This is a genomic window from Paenibacillus polymyxa (assembly GCF_001719045.1).
Lineage (GTDB): Bacteria > Bacillota > Bacilli > Paenibacillales > Paenibacillaceae > Paenibacillus > Paenibacillus polymyxa_B.
Window position 1 is genome coordinate 231835 of the sequence record NZ_CP015423.1, and the last position, 19327, is coordinate 251161.

The following is a 19327-nucleotide window of genomic DNA, read 5'->3' on the forward strand; positions in this document are numbered from 1 at the left end:
TTTGCAGGGGCACTTCATGTTTGCGGATGCTTCTTAATTTACTTTGCGAAGAAACCAAGATCAGATAGCGACTTGACCTTCTTCGGCTTTTTATTTTCCACCTTACCACCGTGGAGAATGATTTCGAATTCCCGGTTTCTGTTCTTGGCCTTCATGAGCGCTCTAATCTTTGGAATGGTCATATTAGTCCATTCTGAATCAGAAATACCATTACTCACGTATAGAGCCAAAGTTCTATCCAGTTTATTTTCCGATCATCCTCAGGAACCTCTTGGTCTTCTTCGTCGTAGGCTCATAAACTTCATCAGGTGGAAACAACTCCTTATAGAAATCGTTCTAAGAGGCCATCCAACTCCTTAATGCCCTCTTCGTCTACATTCTTGTATTCTTCCTCCGTCAGTCCTTCTACCAACACAAGGTTAAAGGCTTCCTTATGCAATGCTCAACTTTAGGCCAATCGACCTCGGCCCGTTCTTCTGTAGCTTCCATTTTTCGCGACTAATCAAAAAAGAAAATTTATATTGATTGCCGCTCATGAGTTTGTCGTACCTGACGGATCAAAGCAATAGTTCCGATTTGTCACAACAAAAAAGAAGGTGGGAGAAGTTTCCCGACCTTCTTAGCATTCATATTTCTATGTCTGAATAATATCATCTTTTTTACGTTCTCTTGCCATGCTACACAATCCCCTCATAAATGCGTCTGCTTACTATGAGTGTAATTAGACAAACTGACGATGGAAATCGTACAGTCTTTTCTAAGGCGGCTACATATAATGTTCTATATATCATTAAGAATGGCTTAAACAGTCAACTTTAATATAGTAAGAGTTGTATTGGTAAAGTTATGAAGTTGGGCTGGAGTTGCATTTGCATTTACCAATTGAATAGTTGTAGGAACGACCCCTACAGTAATAATGACTTCTGCCGAAATTGGTCCGCCACCGTTACCCGTGAAGGGAACAGGGGTAACAGGGATTCCATTTACGGTAAGGTTAAAGTTAGCATCACCTTGGTTATGAATTGTAAAATCTATTAGATAGCTCCCCGTTTCGTTGATTGTTATCGTTGTAGATGGAGGAGTGAAAGTAAATGCACCACCAACATTAGCTAAAACTCCTGTAAAGGTAATTGGTGAGTTACCCGGAACTGTGTCAGTTCCCGTACCAGGATCTGCTCGGAAAACACTTAAGAAGTCTGTTATCCCGGCGCCTGCAGGCCCTGCTACCCCCGTTGCTCCTGCTGGTCCTACCGCCCCCGCTGGACCTGCTGGACCTACCGCTCCTGCCGGTCCCACTGGTCCTGCTGGTCCTACTGCTCCTGCTGGTCCTGTTGGTCCGACAATTCCTTGAAAACCTTGTAGCCCTTGCTGGCCTTGAGCGCCTGGAACTCCCTGTGGACCCGGCAGTCCCTGCGGTCCCTGAGGTCCCTGAGGTCCTTGAGGTCCTTGAGGTCCTCGGATCCCTTTAACAATAACTTTCGGTAACACTTTGACTTTTTTAACTACACATCTTCTAAATTTTCTCCGATGCATATTCTTCTGCCAACAATAATGTCGAAACATAATTAATGGTCACCTCCAAAGTCTAGTCAAAGTAGCTTATTGTGCAATTAACCAAAAAGATTGGGCTATTGACTTCATTTCAGGAAAATAGGCATAGGTCTGACCCTATCGTGTTAGCATTATTACAGCTCATCCTTCTGAAGCTTAATACCCAGTTCAATCAACCGGTCCAAATCCTACACTGTCTGTATTTTTATATTTCCAGCTTGCAAATCCTTTACCCAAAAAGGGAGATGAGATAATGACTAGATTGTTAGATGCTCGAACATCTCAAAACGCAAGTTACGGTAATACAATCTCTATTCCCTTGCCAGCCAATACACCCGTTGCCATTGCTGAGCTTGGCTTAGATGTAACGGGCGCAGGGGAAAACATGCGTGTACAATTATCCGGGATAGCTGAGCTTGCATTTCCTACCCCTCCACCATTCGACTCCGTTATTTCTTTTTCCATTGTTAGAGGCAATTTCGATTCGCTTGTTGCTTACGCCCTTTACTCTGTAAGTGTCTCCGAAGCAAACCCAAACGCTGTACAGGTCGTCACCATAAATGCTTCCGATTACAACATCCCTCTACCACCTTCAAATGAATTGGTGTATACCTTATATCTATTTTGCACAGCAGATGCTACCCGAATAGGAATAGAAAGTTTTAATGCTGTTGCCTACTCAGATTAAAATTGAACCATCACATGGAGGGCAAAGCCCTCTTATTTTTCTTATATCTGTCCTTGAGAGACGATACTTTCCATCTGTCGTTCTTTTTTGGTATAGTTTACTTAAAGGGGCTGATCAAATGGGATTCATGCTTATTTTTATTGCGATTATTTTTTTCTCACTTGGTATTTTAAGTAAACGAAATCCCACTTGGGGATGGCGTGCAAACGAAGCCTGGAAGATCAAAGGGGACTCTGAACCAAGTGATGCTTACATTGATGACATGAAATTTAGAGGCTCTGTTTCGATACTCTTTGGGTTCTTCTTTTTAACATGTGGACTTTTAGTTATATTCCTGTAAATTCTACTATCTGTTTTCAATCCTCAAAATACCCTTATCCAAAAGACACTTGCTGTTTAGCTGAAGCTCCTAAAATATCATTTAGCATATTTTCAAAAACAGAAATCTGTCTCTTATCCATAGTTTCCAGCAATCGAACTTCCTTAATTTCAAAGACCGGCCTGCCGTTGTAATAAGTAGTAAAGATCATTTTCTCCCATTGTATTTACTCATCTAACCAGTCACCCTATAAGGAAGAACAATGCAGAAACTCGACTCGTCACTCTCGAGAGTGAATGGTTTAGAAGAGCCAGTATACCCGAGTGTAGTTACTTCGTTTTCTAAGACTTTCAAGACATCCAACACATATTTTGCAATCAACATTAGTTTAAAAATTTTCCCCTTGAAAGCGATTGGCGTTATGCTTTCTGTTCGAGCAAACGCATATATAACATCATGCGCTATTGCTACTTGAAGCTAGGGCTACAATGAAGTATGTACAGGAGAGACTTGGACATAGTAGCATCCAAATAACAGCCAACGTTTATGCACACATCTCCAAAAAAATAGAGATGAATAGCATGGAGAACTATGAGTCTGTTACTGAAAATTTATTCTGATAATAAAATTTTTGGGGGCAATTAGGGGGGCAATTATAAATAAACTTAATAAATTTTTTTACCTACCACAAACAAAAAAATCCCTCAACGCTTTGAGCGCCAAGGGATTTCCCATTTTAGTAAAGAGTCAGATATTGATCGCGTTCCCATTGATGAACCTGTGTTCTGTTTATGTACGAATTTATCGTTTCATCTTCTCCTATATTAGGATAACGATTTATAGAATATTTCATCAGAAGCGTTGTTCACAATCTATCATAACTTTTCATGAGTTGGGGGACATTTGGGGGATGCTTAGGGGGACGACTTTAAAAGCAATGTAAGGGGCAAATGGGTGTGAACCATTCTGCCCCGTTTTGCATACTACTTTACGAAAGTGAATTCATGAATCCACGAAGGGGCTTCCACTATTACAACGACCGGCAGGGTAATCCCAAATACTTGAAGCATGGATAAGGTATAAATTTCAGCATTCTCTTTTTTTATGTCCCATTTAATCTTTAATCTGTGTATTTGCATTGATGCACGTCCTTTGTCGTATTTACTGGAGTGCCTCTCAGTGATATAATTTGCACGAATAGACATCTACTGGAGGATCTCTGATTGAAAATCTCCCGTGGGAGATGCCGACTTAAGGAGTTACTCGAAGAACGTCGTATAAAACAAATCGATCTTGCTAGGCGCACAGGCTACAGCAGACATTTGATATCCAATTGGGCCAACAATCAGGATAAAATGTCGGCTGATGTTATGATTAACGTAGCCTATGCTCTCGATTGTAGAATAGAAGACTTATACGAACTGATCTTTGAGTGAGCCTGTTGGCTCTCCCTTGGATAAAAGTATGGATAAACCATACTTTTTATAAATAACTCTACTCCCCTTCCTTTTTTCTTTTCATTAGCAATTATGCCTATAATCGAACATATCTATTTTTGACATGCCTATACTACTATTAAATCCCAATATTAGGGTTTTGGCAACAAAAATTCGGGCGCTGAATGTCTCTTAACATTCGACATTATAAGACACTTATTTTCGACAAAAAAAGAGTCGCTATTTCGTAGCAACTCCTGTGAAGATTATTTTTGAATTTATGAAGCCCATTTCTTCAACAACCTCGTCAAATCGGTGGTAAGCGATTGGACACCTTTTTGATGTTTTTGTTATTTCATCTTCAAAGTAAGCATCTTTGAAAATACCATTAACGATTTTCACTTTTTCTACATTAAGAGTATTACTTCTGTCCACATTCAAAAAGCGAAATCCGTTACAATTCAAAAAGTTTTCCCAATGTCTCAAGGTACCTACCATATAGTATGTTTTATCAAATGTGTGAACCAGTATCTGATCTCGCTTTCTCCCCTTAGAAATGAAAAGAACTTTGTCCACTTGAACATTTTCGCCTTTTTCTATTCCTCCGGGATCTGCTGATACGGTTAAACTTAGCATTTAACATTCCCCGCTTACTTTAACAATTCTTTTGGTGGTTCGGGACTGTGAATCCATGACAGACTTGCCGTACTCACTGATGCAACCGCAAGTGTTGTCAACATTGCAGCAACATTGTAATACATACTTGCCTTCACTTTACTTGGTTTGGTTTTCTTCATTTTTCACACCTCCTTCTATTAGTGTTAAACTCTGAACAAAAAAACTAGCAGCTACTACCGAATAACCCAACCACAGATTTAGAGCAACAATTGCAACTCCCGTAAACTTTAGCAACGGATAGTACTGCTTTGATATACGTGTCTTCCCCTCTATCCGCGATGGCGCGTAAACCAAGATAAGTACAATACTTATTATCGACGTAATAACGATCCAATTGTAATTAAAACTTGCGAAAGATAAAGCAGTAAGTAGAACTGTAGATACAACAATACACATTATATTGCTCTTTAAATGTATCCCTCCTACAATTTGACGCAACACTGAAAAAGATATCATCGCTAACAAAGTTTCCTGCATCCTGTCCGTAAAAAACGAGATACCGATAGTCAGTAAAATAATTGAAACTGTATTGATCGCAACGGATATCCCGTGTTTTAGAACATCTATAGATGAAGGATGATCAGGGACAACTGTTTTGATGTGAGTTGCAATATTAAGAGCGATAGTGTCAAGACTTTTTATAGTAATCACGCTCCGTTTTTAATGCATAATACAAAAACATGGCAGATGCTAAGGCTATAAATAGAATACTTAAAAAGAAATTATTGACGTAAAACATAAATGCACAAGCTGCCAATACTCCTATTATTAAAATAATAACGAGTACATACTCCCACTTAAAACGTAGATTCTCATAATCTGCTGTAAAGCCTATTTTAAATTTATACAGAAACCACGAAATAGCTAACACCCACGCACTGGTAACCGCTTGCGCTAACGATCCTTCTGCAGAGGTCTGCATTTCTGTTGTTAAGGTACCAAAAAGCATTAATATAATCGCTGCTTGGAATAATGTATACAAAAATGTGCCTGTAATGGATATGATGGCTGCCCAAATAATCGGCATCCTAACAACAGTGGTTATCAATAACGTGAACAATATAATGTTTATGGTTGGAGCAAAGAAAGCTAAAGAAGTTTCTTCCCTTAAAATGAAACTTTGCAAATTCATTATCAATCCAATAAACAATGCAGGCCATACATAGTCTAAAGCCCTAACTCTGAAAATAGTTAACATTAAAACGAACGCTGCAAATGTTTCTACAATTGAGAAAAGCAAGAACCTAATAGGCTCCCACATAACACATAACCCCTTCACATAATTGGTAACAAATATGCTTTAATTCTATATTTGTTACTTGTTAGAGGCAATCCAATTACCATGTTAAATGGAAGTATTTATGTATTATGTGAGGTAATTATTTTCAGCCTGCCGATATAATATCCTCCAGCTTAATCCAGCTATAATCATCTTCCCCTCGGAACAGCTTTACTTCCCTACGCGCAGTGTTAATTGATGTAACTACACCAGTCATTTCCGTATCATCGAACGGGCTAAATACTGTCACTGTCACGGTCGTACGTGTATTGTAAGACTCTATTAAAGCCTGCTCAATCAACTGTACCTCTTGATCGTCCAGCTCGGGTTTACCGCGCCGCTGACGGTCTTTCATTAAACGTAAGTATCCTTCTTTATGCTCTGGCAAGATAATCCGCGAACTCTCCCATAAACCATTACCCTCAAGTTTCTTTCCCATGTATGTAGCCTCCTGATGTAATATGTTCAAATTATATCCCGAACATTTGTTCCTTACAAGGGCTTTTGTTTTCTACTTCTAAGACTTTTGTGCTAGAAAATTATTCCTAGGTCATATATACTAATTTCACTATAATATTACCAATAGATAGGGGTTATGTAATGACTGCAATTGCTGTGATTGCTTTGCTGGCTTTTTTTGTGTTTTTTGTTTTGTGGGCTATAGCTTTAATAAGAAAGAACGGCAAGGCTAAGAAAATGTTTCTCTTTGGTTTAGCTGCTCTCTTAGTATTTATTATTGGAATATCAGTCGCTGACACTCAGAAACCAACCGAAACTAATTCAAAATCTGTAGCTACTACGCCTGTTAAAGAGAAAGAAGTTACTACTGAATCAGTACACAAGGAACAGACTGACGCTAAAAAACCATTGATTGACACATCGCTTCCTTTTGATAAGTTTTCATCTGCACTCTTTGCATTGCCAGTATCCAAGCAAGGGGAAACATTCGACAGTGTAAGAAATCAAGTTGTTTCATGGTCAGGTGTTGTTATTGAAGCTGGATCAAGCAGCCTCTATGTCTATGGTAAACCAGCAGATTACAACGGTGAACTATGGTCAGATATTAGCGCTGAAAAGAAAAAACTCGGGGATGTTATTGTTGTAAAAGTTTCAGATCGTTCAGAATTGAATGGTCTTAATCCGGGGGATATAGTTACCTTTAAGGGTGAACTTGGTTCCCGTGGTGTTAAGGGAGAAGCCAATTGGAAACTATATAACGGAAAAATAGAGGGTCGGACAGTAGCAGAATCGCCAAACCTCGGAACCATTACCAAAGCTAAATATAACAAGATTAAAAATGGAATGACTTATGAGGAAATTGCGAAAATTATCGGTGGTCCCGGTGAGGCTCTTTCAGAGGTTGGTGAAAAAGGAGACGAATTTTATACTGTAATGTATTCGTATAAAGGTGAAGTCGGACCTGGTGCAAATGCCGTTTTCACATTCCAAGGCAACAAACTACAAGCAAAAGCACAATTTGGTCTCGAATAAAACAGCCCCGGAGCAATCCGGGGTTTTAATATTTCTATAACCATTATGACTATTGTCAACAGAGGTAATTCCATTGCCTGTATAAAATGAATATGATAACATAAGAATAGAAAAAGGGAACGGCTACCACCGCTCCCTTGTACGACTTACCGCTATAAGAGCGGTCAGCAATTGAGGTTTGATCCAGAAATAGACCGTATCCTCGCCAGGGCGGTCTATTTCCGTTTATGGAAAGAAAGTATCAGAATCACCAACGTTGCGAATTGAATCATCAACATCAGCGTGTCTTTAACTTCCATGGCGTCACCTCCCTTCCGGGAGATTAGCCGACCGCCCTTTATAGCCGTTTTGTCGCACAATCCAGATTATACCACAACCAAGCCCCAGGTAGGTCCCGAGCTTGTTTAATTAATAGAATTCAATTTTGAACTAGCGTTCTAGTTAGTTATAGGGTTCCCAGTTCGGGTCGCGTATATCTTTATCTAAGGCTTTTCTCACAAACTCTATGCATTTTTCTTCGCAAGCGCCAAATACTTTATAATTTTGCTGGCCCTGTCTTAAAGATACTATGTTTGCCCCTCCATCATAATCCGGATCTGCAAACTGAATACCATCATCTTCCCAAAAACAAATTTTACAAATATCATAGGTTCCAGGCGGTTCATCGTCTAAGGTTTTGTAACCACAGCAAGGACAAGTATATTTTCCCACCGCTATAAGACCTCTCCTTATTATGTATCTATTTTTTTGTTCCGTTAGCTAGTTATGTGATTCCTTCATTACTTGTAATTAAAGGAGATAGGAAGATATCTTTTGGATAAACCGCTTTAAACATCAATATATCGGTCTGTATATCCTGTCCGTATCTGTATCAATCACGAAACCAACCTCTGTGTCATCTTCAAAACGTAATCGATCAAAATTATGAAGTCGACAAAATATATCAGGTAAATCTCTAATATTAAGACTCAGCATTTTTGCTTGTATATACTTTTGATATAGTTCTTCTTGTGTACATAGGGGACCAGTAATCAAATTCTGAAAAAAGTAACCTTCAATTTTAATAATCATAATATCACCACTGGTGGTAACCATTCTTTATAAATTTAGAATACTTACATAACAATAGCTCAACTAAAGCGCATGTTAAGTTAACCTTTGTGAACAAGTTAAATCTCCCTTGCTACCACATTTGTTTATGATAGCTTCTATTTTTCCGTTAATTTATTAAATATCTCTCTATCATTGGAAGTGAAGTCGGAAATCCGTTTCTTTTTCACGTATGTGTTGGTACTTGAATCCAATTTAATGAAGCTATTTTCACCAACCACATATACGATATTTTTTTTTATCTTATATGACACAATATTATCAACAGCTTTTTCCAGTGGATCAGCAAGATGATTATAAAGTATTAAAGGGTCTTGCGGCCCCCCTCTCAAAATTTGAAAAGTCCCGTCACCAAAATATTCTACGGTATCTTTGCCTGATGGGTATTTATACTTCGTATTATCTCCAAAATTCACCAGGAAAATTAGAGTAGTAGTTGTAACTAGTATAGCAATCAAGATAATGATGTATCTACGCTTCATCTGCAATTCATACCTCACTTCCAAGCTTTTCTTATATCAGTTACTGTAACATACGATGTATACTCATTGAGCGTTCCCCATGATTCCATTAAATTTGTTAGATTGGCCGCAGCCCAACCAAGTTTGTTATCCCCAGTAAACATTTGTTTAAAATTATATTCGAAATTATATACATCATAATATATTGCAGTAATTTTCCATTGCCCGTGAACGTAATCTCCATTTATTTTATAATACATGTTGTGAAAAGCATTATATAAATCTCTATTACTTTCTAGCCCCTCAGATCCATTATATGAAAAACTTTTAACTTTATTAGCTTTAGCTTTTTTGACTGCGGCATTAACTATGGCGATGTGCTCTTTAGATTTTTTAACTTGCTGCGCCTCGTATGACCATTCGTTAAAGTTTAAATTTCCTGGTTTGTAATCAAGTGAATGTTTAAGTAAATTGGCTGTGATGTCCCCGTACTTTTTTCGAGCTATAGGAACAGCTACTAATGTAAATGCTTTACGATCAGGATAATGTATTACAGTGTCTGTCGAATCTTTTACCTTCTCTACGCCTCGTACCCAAGTCTTTTCTAGTTCTACCATAGGATTTTCAAACGGAAAAGTAATATTTCCTGCATATACTAACATATTCTTACTATATGCACCTTCCAGTACTTTTTGCGAGACATCAGACTGATCCTTTTCTCTTGTTTCCTTAGGTTCTAACTGAGGACTGTATTGAATTTTTCCCAATTGATCTTCTTTTTGTTTTAGAACAAGTTCAAACTCAAGGATCTCTTTACTGGTATCAATCTGTTCTTGATACTTAACTACATAAGCGTGTGTAAACGTAATATCTCGGATTGTGTTTTCATTTCTAACGATTTGGATATTACATTTGCGATAGTAATCCTCACTATCAGGTTTATATTCTGTGTTTGCCCATGTATACAGCATGTTGGAATTATCCGCATTGTCTATAACTGAAGGAAGCGAATGAAGCGGAATTTTGCTTCGAATATGTAGCGAATGAGCCAAGTTTGTAGACTTAGCTGAAAGGTTTATGGAACTATTATTCTTATAAGTAAAGCCAGTGATTTCACCTTTTACAAACTCAATTGGCTCACCACCGGATTTGCGTTCTATTCTTAATGAAATACTCATTAAAATAATCTCCTTTGTTAATTTAATCTGGTTTTGTAGGAAAAATTTATGAAAACTAATTTCCAAATATTAATATATACGAAAAATATTAAATAGTAAACATATTTTCAACGTGGTAAAGGACGACAATTGAGTTTCGTAACCTCGGCAAATTATATGAAGAAGCTAAAACGAAATATAATCCAGCCTAACACAGGCCTGTTAAAAACGATAAAAGCTCTGCCGACCAATTAAGGTTAGCAGAGCTTTTAATTTATTTAGAGTATTCACTTACTTCAAATGTTAGGATACGATCAAACAGCATATAATCCTTACGGCTGCTGAATGGGCCTTTATTGTTATCGTGCTTGTTAATAGCATATGAAGCAGATCCTGAACCTGCCTGTTTGCCCTCATACCATGAAATGAAGTCATTGACCTCTTTCATGCTCAGGTCGAATTCTTTCTCCAAACCAGTTGTCATGGTGACTACCAGAATGGCACGGTTGCCTGAAGGTTGTTCAGGATCAGGTTGTTCGCCTCCACCTCCTTGTGGAGTGGCAGAAGCCTCATTTGAGTATTCAGAATCGACGCCATTCACTTTAGCACTGACCACAAAATAATATTTTGTTCCGTTGGTCAGGCCGGGGATAACGAAGTTGCCGTATACATCTTTAGTAGCTGTGGCGGTTTCAGTGTATTTGCCTGATTCTGTTCCGTACTTGACTGTATAGCTTTCTGCGTTCTCAATTTTATCCCATTTTAAAGTAACCTGACTGTCTCCAGCTGTTGCTTTGAGATTAGTGGCAGTATTAACATCCAACAATTTTCCATTTTTATCAATATCGATTGCATCCAAATCATAGACACCGGAAAACTGTGGAACAGTAATTGTTACATTATGCCTTCCTTCTGATAGTCCTGTTTTTTCAAATGTTAGATTTTGTCTTGAAAACGGTCCACTTTGAGAAAAAACTTCATTAACATTATCTATTGTAATCTGCACATTATTTGGCCTATCTGGATATCTTGTACCAATTAGTCTCAGTTTTGTTCCATAGAATGAGAACTTAATCTGCGCTCCTGATTGGCTCGTCCATTTTGAAGTGCTGTTGTATTCATCCCCAGAATAATCATCTACCCACGATCCAAGGTACTTAATACTCTTATTCCCATCATCATAACGTTCCCATCCTTCTTCTCGTTCAGCAAGCCTTTGTCCTACTGAAGCTGCGTAAGAACTTGAGTTAAAAAACGTGATCATTACAAACAAAAGAACTCCGAACAAAATACCAAATTTTTTTGTAAAACGAATACTCACAAATATTCCCCCTAAGTAATCTCTATAACAGATACTACGGTAATATATTCCTCGAATCATGTCTAAACATAAACTTGCTAATCTATAAATATGTTCTATATTCTTGCATATTTATTTTTTATTGGATATTAAAAATGACTCATGCCAGCTTCTATACTGGTTGAGTCCTTATCTTTATTTCACTATGAATCTTACCTTAGTTCCGTCTGCATATTTATCTAACTGATGACTTACCCATGATCCTGCTCCCCGGTTATCACTAGGCGTTATGTATCGGATATCAGCACCTGCACCGCCTTCTGCACACATTGCCATCGGCCATTCATCGCGGTCATATCCTTTTTTCGTCGGATAGCCCTTGAGCGACTCCTTCCTATTTTCCTCGGCTCCATCCCTGTCAATCGTGCATACTGCGGAATGTCCGGCTGCAATGGCATCTCTAATATGTCCCCCTGTTTCAGGGTAGCGTGAACTTGGAAACTCCAACGTATACCCAGCTACTGCTTGTTGACTGATTACTGCCGGTTCAGCATAAACACCTTGAACAGAAAAAATAGCTGCCAACAAAAATACGATTAATCCTTTTGCGATTCCTTTTATCATATGACACCTCCATAGTATTTAATCTTCTCAATACTATATTGGGAGAAATGTCGAAGTATCGCGTATATTGTCACATAATAAAAAGAACTCATACCAGTTTTCGGGCAGAGCTCATTACTCCAGAAATTAAAAACCACATTTAAACTTATTTTTGTATATATAGACATTAATGTTTAGACATCCCTTTTTCAATTTTGTATGATTACTGAGCAAATAAACAAAAAGGGGACTTATACATGAAAAGAAAGCTCAATTTAATTTTATGCTTCACTTTACTTATTACTATTTTTCTCCCATTGTCATCAGTGAGTGCCTATACTGGAGGGTATGCCAACGGAAAAAATGTAGTTGCAATGGTACCTGATACTTATTTTATAGGAAGACCGCATGTAAGCAAAGCAAATACAACGCTTATAACAGATAACAATGAAGAAACAAGCTACTTACTTCCTAAAGATAAGATGATTATGATTGATTTAGGTACAGATAGAACTATTGATTCATATAAGCTTAAAAGTGATTATAAAAGTTTAAGAATTAGTTTCTACGACCGAGACACAGGCTATATAGACCAATTAGAAACCAACGTTGGTAATGGAGAACTGACGAAGCTTCCAAATGAAAAATTGTTAGAACGTGTTAGATTTGTCACTTTGTATACGCTTAGTGGCGAAGACATTAATATTAGCGAATTCGACTTCTTTTATAGTAAAGATCCAGGGTCAACTCCAGATCCTACACCTACACCCGACCCCACACCTACTCCGGGCCCAGAACAGCCAACCGGTGAACGCGCAATCTTAGTTGTCACTATGGATACTGGTCTTGAAAAAGAGTTTGACCTGAGTATGAAAGAAGTTAATGATTTTATTGCATGGTATGAGGCTAAACAAGCGGGTTCAGGCACAGCTTCTTATGCAATTAATAAACATAAAAATAACATAGGCCCTTTTAGCAGTCGCAATGATTACGTAATATTCAATAAAATCCTTACATTTGAAGTAAGCGAATACTCAACTAAATAAACAGTACGAAGGACTCCATTCTGGCTACATACCAGTGGAGTCCTTTTTCACATCTACTCTAAATTCAAATTGATTCCGTATGTAATACACCCCAGCAATCTTAACCGAATCAGGCGAAAACTTTTCTATAGTGCCACCATAGTCTATAACCGATATAAAATCCTCACCTAACGGCTGTACAACATATACTCTCACCTGGCTTAATGCAGCTGCAAATAGTTCGATATCCGACTTTAATACTTTATATGTATGGTTCATGCTATCACCTCAGTAATTCATTCGGCGCATGGTGGTAAATTCCTGCAAGTAAAAAATTCCCCGCCAAGCAATTAAGGTTAGCGGGGAATTTATTTGCTTACGCTTAAGCCCCTCCTTGTTGATCGAAAAGTACGATATTCTGATGGTGGCTATGAGTCTGAGCAGGTATAGTCACGATAAACAAAAAACTAGCTGCGACAATCAATAGCGCCATTTTTCTTAACATCAGCTATCCACACCCTTTCAATAAATTCTAAATATGCTGCCTTGGTTTCGGATACTGCATAAGCTCGATAACGCTCAAACAACACCATACATTTTATAAAATAAGTCTCATTATTTAGTGTATGATAACTTACCATTGAATACATCAAGTATTTGAAGCCATCGTCGTATGTACCTCGATATAAATGATAATAAGCTAATTCATAACTCAAACGTGCATACTGTTCTGGTATAACTTGTTTCGTATATATGTCATTAGATTGCGGAAATTGCAAAAGTGAATTAACATCCGTTTCAAAACGCTGAAGTATATCACTTACGTCTATCTGGTATCGGTTTGCCGTCATCATAATGTTCAACAGTTGGGCAACTTTATCTTGTTCAGATGTATCTGATGGTGCACCAATGTATTCAACATAATCATATAAGGCGTTTATATCTCCAGATAAAAGCTTATTTGCGACAGCGTTAGCTTGCGCCCAACCTTTGAATAAATTAATCCAATATAGTGTATCCTCGTCCATCTCTCTAACCCACTCTAAATCCGCATAGGCGTATGTATATTGTAGAGCTTGCTGATAATCGCCTTTGGCTTCACAGACACCTGCACACAGCAGGTCAGCATAAGAAATGTACACAAACAGAGGACGCGTTAGCTTGTTAGTAGATTCACATTCCCGACTCTTGTGTTCGTGTTTCAAATTATATTGAATTTCCGCTTTAGCTCTCATTAATTTAGCTATTTCGTCAACCTTGTCCCATTTACGCAAAGACCTGTACACATTAGCCAAATCCTTTAACGCATCAAGTTGTTCTAAATCATCTAGGCGCTCGACATAAGGCTCAAATAGTATAGCTGCCTTGTGATTGCGGCTTTGATCGTCTCCAACTTGAATCGTAAATATACGATATTGACAGACTGCCAATCGTTCTGAATGTTGATATTTCTCCGCTTCAGCTACCCCCTCATAGAGCAGCAATGCAGCCGCATGTCGTTCCTGCGACAACAATTCTTCTGCAATGTCAAATAGTTTGGGCGAATACAGTAGATTGTCCATGATAGCTCCCACCACTCGACGGATCGCATCCAACTTGTCCAAGTCCGCACAGCGAAACAAAAATGGCTCGATTCGCCTCATATTTGGAGGATGTTCGATGATGTAATTTTCCACGAACAAGTCGTAAAAATGGCCTTCTGGCAAACCCATAGCCTCAGTAATTCGATCCAGTTGTTTAATAGACAAAGGCTTATTTCCTGTTACAATAGCACTTACTGCTCCCCTATTCATATCCGCAATATGACCAAATTGTGTTAAACTCAATCCTTCTTGTTGTAGGTATCTGTCTAATTCTGCTCTAATCGTAGGTGTATGCTTCATATCATATCCACCTTCCACACAGAAATTCCAAAACTTTTTATTATTGCATTCTATTGTTGTCCATAATTTAGCAGTTGTCAATAAGTTTTGAAATATATGTCATGCAATACTTAAATGAAATATGTATTTTCGAATATTAATGGTTTGTTACCATTTTGTTAATAATAATGTACATTTTATTCCTTTTTCTGTGGTATGATTGGTTAGTAGTACAAATTATACCATTCGAGAGGACGGTTTTTGATGAACTTTAAAAACACAGCAATTATCCTTACAAGTGCTTTGGCTCTAATGGCAGTAGCTCCTGTAGCTGCTTCTGCCGCACCAGTTACGGGGGTTACATTCTCGAAGGATCACGGAGGTATAGTTATCCAAAAAACTGGTCCAGAGACACATGAGGTTCTTGGTGGGACAAGTCCGTTGATGGAATTTACTGTTGAAAAAGGTTATGGGCACGTAAGTATTAAAGTGAAGAATACAGGGACATCAACAATTACGTGGAGCTTGGTGCATAAAGATTCTGGGAGACAGTACATTACAAAGACCGTAGGCAAAAGAGACACATTACCATGGGATAGTCTCAATTCATTCCCAAATGGAATGCCTTCAGGAAAATACGAAGTTCAATTCAGAGCCAACGGAGACAGAGTTGAAGGCGAAGCTTGGGCTATTACTGGTCAGTACCCATCAGACATTAGCTAACCGTTACTACAAACAGGGGAGCGTCTTGGAATTAAATCCAAGGCGCTTTAATACATATGTACAAAAATCAAGTTACGTTGCTGGATTTTTATCACTTCTTTTTGCCCAAATTCCGGGTGGGCAAGGTCCTGCACTTGGGGCTGCAATTATTGGATCAGGAGCAGGAGTGCTTGCACAACTCCTTAAAGCCAAAGACAAGGGAAAAGGAATTACAGTTAACCTGATGTGGACTGGTTACTCCATTTCAACTAATTACAACTAATTATTGATTGTCTTTCTTAAACAGCCCCTTGGCGGCAAGGAAAGCTACATAATAGTAAAGGGAGCTGATATTATCTATAATTCATTTACCTCAATATTTTTTGTTGTATTGACCGCAATTTCCCTTATAACGCTTCCAAAATTGGAAGCGAGGGTAAGTAAAAGTACAATGTTAAAAGTGAGAGTTGCAATAACAGTAATAACCCTGCTTATAGGAGTCATTCTCTATATAATTGACCCTCAGTGGTGGATCATTGTTGCTTTTGCATTGTATTTCTGTATACTTCCGATAATTTTGAAATGGCGTAGAAAATCACGTCGACCTTAGTATATACCTACTATTTATTTATGAGTTGCCATACTCAGCGTCAAAACAAAGCCTTCCTTTAACGGAGGGCTTTTGTAATACATATCAACACAAAAAATACCCTACCAGCTAAATGCCAGTAGGGTATTTGCTTTATACAGATTTAATTTTATTTGGGTTAAATTCTTCCCATGCTTTTTGGACAGCCGCTTCGACCTCTTCCGGCTTGATAGATACGCCGATCTGATCCATCTTGACAGTCAGGTACTTAACAGCTTCGTGAAATTTTTCTGCACCAGCTCCAGCATAATTACGCTCTACCCATGAATAGGCGTCTTGGGCCAGTTGTCCAATTCTGTTGCGCTGCTCGATGCTGAAACGTGCTTCATAAATTGGCTTAACTTTGCGATACAAGGAGGCCGCCAGTATAAGCATACCAAGCGTACCAAGTCCAATCAGTGACAGCGTAATATTTGTGATATATTGTTCGATCATAGTTATTTATCCCCCTTGAGAATGTTTTGGCGTAGACGACTTAGAGCAGCAGCCGCTTCTTCTCGTGTGATTGGAGCGCCGGGACGCGTTCCATCAAAGTAACCATTCTTGGTCATTTCCTCCCATACATCTGCTGCCCACGGGCTAACCTTGTTAATGTCTCTCTGCTTTTCTGTCACTGTATTTTCCCCCTTCTTGTTGAACCGCGTCCGCAATTCGTCCGCCGTACCGTCAAACTCATTCAGATCCACATTTCCAGCGATGCCCTTAATCTTACCGCTATCGCTGTACTGCCAAATATCCCAACGTTTCCACGTCGCTGTGTCGCTCGGGACGCGAGTATCACTGTACCGGGCTATCCAAAGCTTGTACCCACCCAATGAGGCGTTAAAGTTAGCAGCAAAGGCATTACCTGTATAGATAATAGGCTTTCGTCCAGTGAGGCGTTCCAGCTCTAAGAGAAAGGCCAACGCTACCGCGCTAATGAGCGTTTTGGATAGATTGCCGGGATTGTTTTCATAATCCATCACTGCTGGAAGGTCCAGCGCTTTTGCGCCGCCAATCTGCTCCAGCACTTCAGCGAAATGCCTTGCTTCCGCTTTTGCAGCTTCAACGCTGGTTGCATCGACAAAATGGTATGCTCCCAGTAACACCCCGGCAGCCCTGGCCCCTTTTGCATTCGTAATAAATGTCGGATCGACATAACGTTGCCCCTGGCTGGCCTTAATGAAGGCAAATGAAATTCCGTCCGCTTTGACCACCTTCCAATCAATATTGCCCTGATAGCGAGAGACGTCTATCCCCTGCGCGTTACCTTTTTTCCTTGTCTGCATTTTCCCCGTCACCTTCCTTTTCTCCGCTTTTACTCTTTAAAACTTCCACAGCCTGCCGAATGATCGACGGGACTGGCGCACCAAGCCTGCCGCCATTTTCAACTATCGAAAGCAGCTCATTTGCCATATAAAAATAGGCAACCGCATCCCGGAATAGGTGCGAATCGCCTAAGACTCCATCAATTAGATGGGATACAGCAACCATTGCAAAAATAAAAACCTTTCGGGCAATACCGATCAGGCCGATCTTACTTTTCAAGCCGGGTCCGGTTCCCTTCTTACCCTCGGCTCCCGCCGCGAACAGCCCTGTCACATAATCAATAATGACCAGTGCAAGCAACACCCCCAATACTCCCGACCACCCACCGTAAAAATACGTCACAGCGCTGCTCCCTAAAGCAGTGCTGAACTTAAAAACCTCCCACTTATCCACCTTGCTTCCCCCGTCTCTTTGTTCAGGAAACTTTTCCTGAGCTATCATCGTCTGTTTTCTGATCCTTTTCCTCTTGGGCCTGTATCTCTGCTAATGCATTTCCTACTGCTATATCTAATCCCTCAAGTATTTCTTTACGTTTATGTGGTTGTGAAGCAATTACAGCAGAAATGACCTCAGTCAAATCCTCAACAGGTCTGGTTAGATCCAGTTGTATATCCAATGTAGATTTTATTTTTGCCACGGGTTTCATCACCTCCCTCAGACACAAAAAAAAGACACCTTTAGTTTGCAGATGCCTTTGATTGCTCCTTATTATAAATTTTCAAAAGCCATTCACGACCTAACTGTGTAAATCTACGGTGATATATCACTTTTCCGTTATCAAGAACTTCTTGTTTGATTTCAACATAGCCGCAATCCGCAAATCTGCTATACAACAACCATGTGTCATTCTGCCTGAATTGAATCTTTCGATTGCCTAAATCATGGTTAAGAGCAATTGCTGACTTAAATCCGAGTTCTTTGGCAATCTCTGTGGCAGTATAGGTTTTGTTAACATGCATTAGGATTGCATTTGTTCTTTCCGCCTGTACTCTGGCAGCACGTTCTTCCTTGAGCTTAGTCAACAGTTCAATTCCAAAGTCAGGATTATTGAGGATATTGTCAATCACATTATCCGTAGCATATATTCCATGCTTCCTGATCGACGGCAATATTTCATCAGCTACCTTGGCCTGAAATGCTTCGGCTACTTCGTTTCTTGCCTTCATTGCCAGTCGATAAAAGATGTTTTCAGGAATAAAAGTATCTTTCGACACTTCTGTCGAAAACTTCAAATCCGATATATACTGCCTCACTCTATCCCATTTGACATACTCTGCACTTTTGGATTTGTCTGTAAATCCTAATCCGCGAGCCACATCCTCCAAATTCAATTGCGGCGTGCCGTTTCCATCAATAAATCCTCTTACTCCGTGAATTGTAAGTATATCCATTACGATCTCACCTTTCTTTGTACGCAAAATAAGCCCCTGAGTTATCAGAGGCTTTCATACTTGTATCTTAAATTGATTTTGTTACTATAACGCTGCGGATTTTAAAGAGAAATATTGTTCAGTGAATATAAAGTTGTAGACTGATATTGACGTCATTAAGTTAACGGGCAGAAATGTTCAATCATTTACGTTTTACATGTACCCGGATAAATGAACAAGTTGTCAGACAGCAAGAACACAGGCGAAATGTACCCGAGTAGAACGCGGATACATACCTATTAATTTGGAAGTGTTAAAGTTTTTTCTAACATGCATAA

26 protein-coding genes are annotated in these 19327 nt (G+C 39.0%); 7 read left to right on the top strand and 19 right to left on the bottom strand.

Annotated features, from left to right (window positions below; genetic code table 11):
- Positions 1-801 precede the first annotated feature (801 nt).
- Positions 802-1488 (bottom strand): BclA C-terminal domain-containing protein, encoded by a 687-nt coding sequence (locus tag AOU00_RS01045; protein WP_420488435.1) that lies wholly within the window; start codon positions 1486-1488, stop codon positions 802-804.
- A 316-nt stretch (positions 1489-1804) separates the two neighbouring features.
- On the opposite strand from AOU00_RS01045, the gene AOU00_RS01050 reads away from it, so the two are divergent.
- From AOU00_RS01050 to AOU00_RS01065, 3 genes are all read left to right on the top strand, one after another.
- Positions 1805-2239, top strand: coding sequence for a hypothetical protein (locus tag AOU00_RS01050; RefSeq protein ID WP_061832033.1), 435 nt, complete (start codon positions 1805-1807; stop codon positions 2237-2239).
- A 118-nt stretch (positions 2240-2357) separates the two neighbouring features.
- Positions 2358-2579: a DUF6199 family natural product biosynthesis protein gene (locus AOU00_RS01055; RefSeq protein WP_043882525.1), complete on the top strand. Its 222-nt coding sequence runs from the start codon at positions 2358-2360 to the stop codon at positions 2577-2579.
- Positions 2580-3781: 1202 nt separating this feature from the next.
- Complete coding sequence (locus AOU00_RS01065; RefSeq protein ID WP_069289685.1) at positions 3782-3994, top strand: helix-turn-helix domain-containing protein; 213 nt, start codon at positions 3782-3784, stop codon at positions 3992-3994.
- A 240-nt stretch (positions 3995-4234) separates the two neighbouring features.
- On the opposite strand, the gene AOU00_RS01070 is transcribed toward AOU00_RS01065, so the two are convergent.
- The 5 genes from AOU00_RS01070 to AOU00_RS01085 form a co-directional block, all read right to left on the bottom strand.
- Positions 4235-4630, bottom strand: a complete 396-nt coding sequence (locus tag AOU00_RS01070; protein WP_069289686.1) for a LytTR family transcriptional regulator DNA-binding domain-containing protein — start codon at positions 4628-4630, stop codon at positions 4235-4237.
- Positions 4631-4644: 14 nt separating this feature from the next.
- A complete protein-coding gene (locus AOU00_RS25555; protein ID WP_075154285.1) occupies positions 4645-4791 on the bottom strand; it encodes a cyclic lactone autoinducer peptide in 147 nt (48 codons plus the stop codon).
- Positions 4769-5323, bottom strand: a complete 555-nt coding sequence (locus AOU00_RS01075; RefSeq protein ID WP_069289687.1) for an accessory gene regulator ArgB-like protein — start codon at positions 5321-5323, stop codon at positions 4769-4771. The genes AOU00_RS25555 and AOU00_RS01075 overlap by 23 nt, the downstream gene beginning before the upstream one ends.
- Positions 5301-5933 carry a hypothetical protein gene (locus AOU00_RS01080; RefSeq protein WP_069289688.1) on the bottom strand — a complete coding sequence of 211 codons (633 nt, stop codon included), beginning with the start codon at positions 5931-5933 and terminating at the stop codon, positions 5301-5303. Before AOU00_RS01080 ends, AOU00_RS01075 begins: the two co-directional genes overlap by 23 nt.
- Positions 5934-6057: 124 nt before the next feature.
- The gene (locus AOU00_RS01085) at positions 6058-6390 is read right to left on the bottom strand and encodes a YolD-like family protein (RefSeq protein ID WP_069289689.1); all 333 of its coding nucleotides are present in this window, start codon (positions 6388-6390) and stop codon (positions 6058-6060) included.
- Positions 6391-6551: 161 nt separating this feature from the next.
- On the opposite strand from AOU00_RS01085, the gene AOU00_RS26885 reads away from it, so the two are divergent.
- The gene (locus tag AOU00_RS26885; RefSeq protein ID WP_237166254.1) at positions 6552-7442 is read left to right on the top strand and encodes a hypothetical protein; all 891 of its coding nucleotides are present in this window, start codon (positions 6552-6554) and stop codon (positions 7440-7442) included.
- A 215-nt stretch (positions 7443-7657) separates the two neighbouring features.
- Here the strand turns inward: AOU00_RS26885 and AOU00_RS27655 are convergent, their stop codons facing one another.
- The 6 genes from AOU00_RS27655 to AOU00_RS01120 form a co-directional block, all read right to left on the bottom strand.
- Complete coding sequence (locus AOU00_RS27655) at positions 7658-7741, bottom strand: putative holin-like toxin (protein WP_223822117.1); 84 nt, start codon at positions 7739-7741, stop codon at positions 7658-7660.
- Positions 7742-7883: 142 nt separating this feature from the next.
- On the bottom strand, positions 7884-8153 hold the full coding sequence (locus AOU00_RS01095; protein ID WP_069289690.1) for a CPCC family cysteine-rich protein: 270 nt from the start codon (positions 8151-8153) through the stop codon (positions 7884-7886).
- A 497-nt stretch (positions 8154-8650) separates the two neighbouring features.
- Entirely contained in the window at positions 8651-9034 is a 384-nt protein-coding gene (locus AOU00_RS26480; RefSeq protein ID WP_069291988.1) for a hypothetical protein, read from the bottom strand.
- Positions 9035-9048: 14 nt separating this feature from the next.
- A complete protein-coding gene (locus AOU00_RS01110; protein ID WP_069289692.1) occupies positions 9049-10191 on the bottom strand; it encodes a hypothetical protein in 1143 nt (380 codons plus the stop codon).
- A gap of 253 nt (positions 10192-10444) precedes the next feature.
- Positions 10445-11491: a fibronectin type III domain-containing protein gene (locus AOU00_RS01115; RefSeq protein ID WP_069289693.1), complete on the bottom strand. Its 1047-nt coding sequence runs from the start codon at positions 11489-11491 to the stop codon at positions 10445-10447.
- 174 nt (positions 11492-11665) lie between these two features.
- A complete protein-coding gene (locus tag AOU00_RS01120) occupies positions 11666-12094 on the bottom strand; it encodes a NucA/NucB deoxyribonuclease domain-containing protein (protein ID WP_069289694.1) in 429 nt (142 codons plus the stop codon).
- Positions 12095-12330: 236 nt separating this feature from the next.
- On the opposite strand from AOU00_RS01120, the gene AOU00_RS26890 reads away from it, so the two are divergent.
- On the top strand, positions 12331-13119 hold the full coding sequence (locus AOU00_RS26890) for a hypothetical protein (protein WP_069289695.1): 789 nt from the start codon (positions 12331-12333) through the stop codon (positions 13117-13119).
- A gap of 24 nt (positions 13120-13143) precedes the next feature.
- On the opposite strand, the gene AOU00_RS01130 is transcribed toward AOU00_RS26890, so the two are convergent.
- Both AOU00_RS01130 and AOU00_RS01135 read right to left on the bottom strand, forming a co-directional pair.
- Entirely contained in the window at positions 13144-13377 is a 234-nt protein-coding gene (locus AOU00_RS01130) for a hypothetical protein (RefSeq protein WP_069289696.1), read from the bottom strand.
- Between the two features lie 188 nt (positions 13378-13565).
- On the bottom strand, positions 13566-14981 hold the full coding sequence (locus AOU00_RS01135) for a helix-turn-helix transcriptional regulator (protein ID WP_069289697.1): 1416 nt from the start codon (positions 14979-14981) through the stop codon (positions 13566-13568).
- Positions 14982-15224: 243 nt separating this feature from the next.
- Here AOU00_RS01135 and AOU00_RS01140 point away from each other — a divergent pair, with 243 nt between their 5' ends.
- Both AOU00_RS01140 and AOU00_RS01145 read left to right on the top strand, forming a co-directional pair.
- The gene (locus AOU00_RS01140) at positions 15225-15683 is read left to right on the top strand and encodes a hypothetical protein (RefSeq protein WP_069289698.1); all 459 of its coding nucleotides are present in this window, start codon (positions 15225-15227) and stop codon (positions 15681-15683) included.
- 25 nt (positions 15684-15708) lie between these two features.
- Positions 15709-15945 (top strand): hypothetical protein, encoded by a 237-nt coding sequence (locus tag AOU00_RS01145; protein ID WP_069289699.1) that lies wholly within the window; start codon positions 15709-15711, stop codon positions 15943-15945.
- A 459-nt stretch (positions 15946-16404) separates the two neighbouring features.
- Here the strand turns inward: AOU00_RS01145 and AOU00_RS01150 are convergent, their stop codons facing one another.
- The 5 genes from AOU00_RS01150 to AOU00_RS25565 form a co-directional block, all read right to left on the bottom strand.
- On the bottom strand, positions 16405-16746 hold the full coding sequence (locus AOU00_RS01150) for a phage holin (protein ID WP_069289700.1): 342 nt from the start codon (positions 16744-16746) through the stop codon (positions 16405-16407).
- Positions 16747-16748: 2 nt separating this feature from the next.
- On the bottom strand, positions 16749-17579 hold the full coding sequence (locus AOU00_RS01155) for a glycoside hydrolase family 25 protein (protein WP_081330664.1): 831 nt from the start codon (positions 17577-17579) through the stop codon (positions 16749-16751).
- Positions 17557-18060: a phage holin family protein gene (locus AOU00_RS01160; protein WP_069289701.1), complete on the bottom strand. Its 504-nt coding sequence runs from the start codon at positions 18058-18060 to the stop codon at positions 17557-17559. Before AOU00_RS01160 ends, AOU00_RS01155 begins: the two co-directional genes overlap by 23 nt.
- Entirely contained in the window at positions 18035-18235 is a 201-nt protein-coding gene (locus AOU00_RS01165) for a hypothetical protein (RefSeq protein ID WP_237166255.1), read from the bottom strand. The genes AOU00_RS01160 and AOU00_RS01165 overlap by 26 nt, the downstream gene beginning before the upstream one ends.
- A 61-nt stretch (positions 18236-18296) precedes the next feature.
- The gene (locus tag AOU00_RS25565; protein WP_081330665.1) at positions 18297-19010 is read right to left on the bottom strand and encodes a BRO family protein; all 714 of its coding nucleotides are present in this window, start codon (positions 19008-19010) and stop codon (positions 18297-18299) included.
- Positions 19011-19327: the final 317 nt, after the last annotated feature.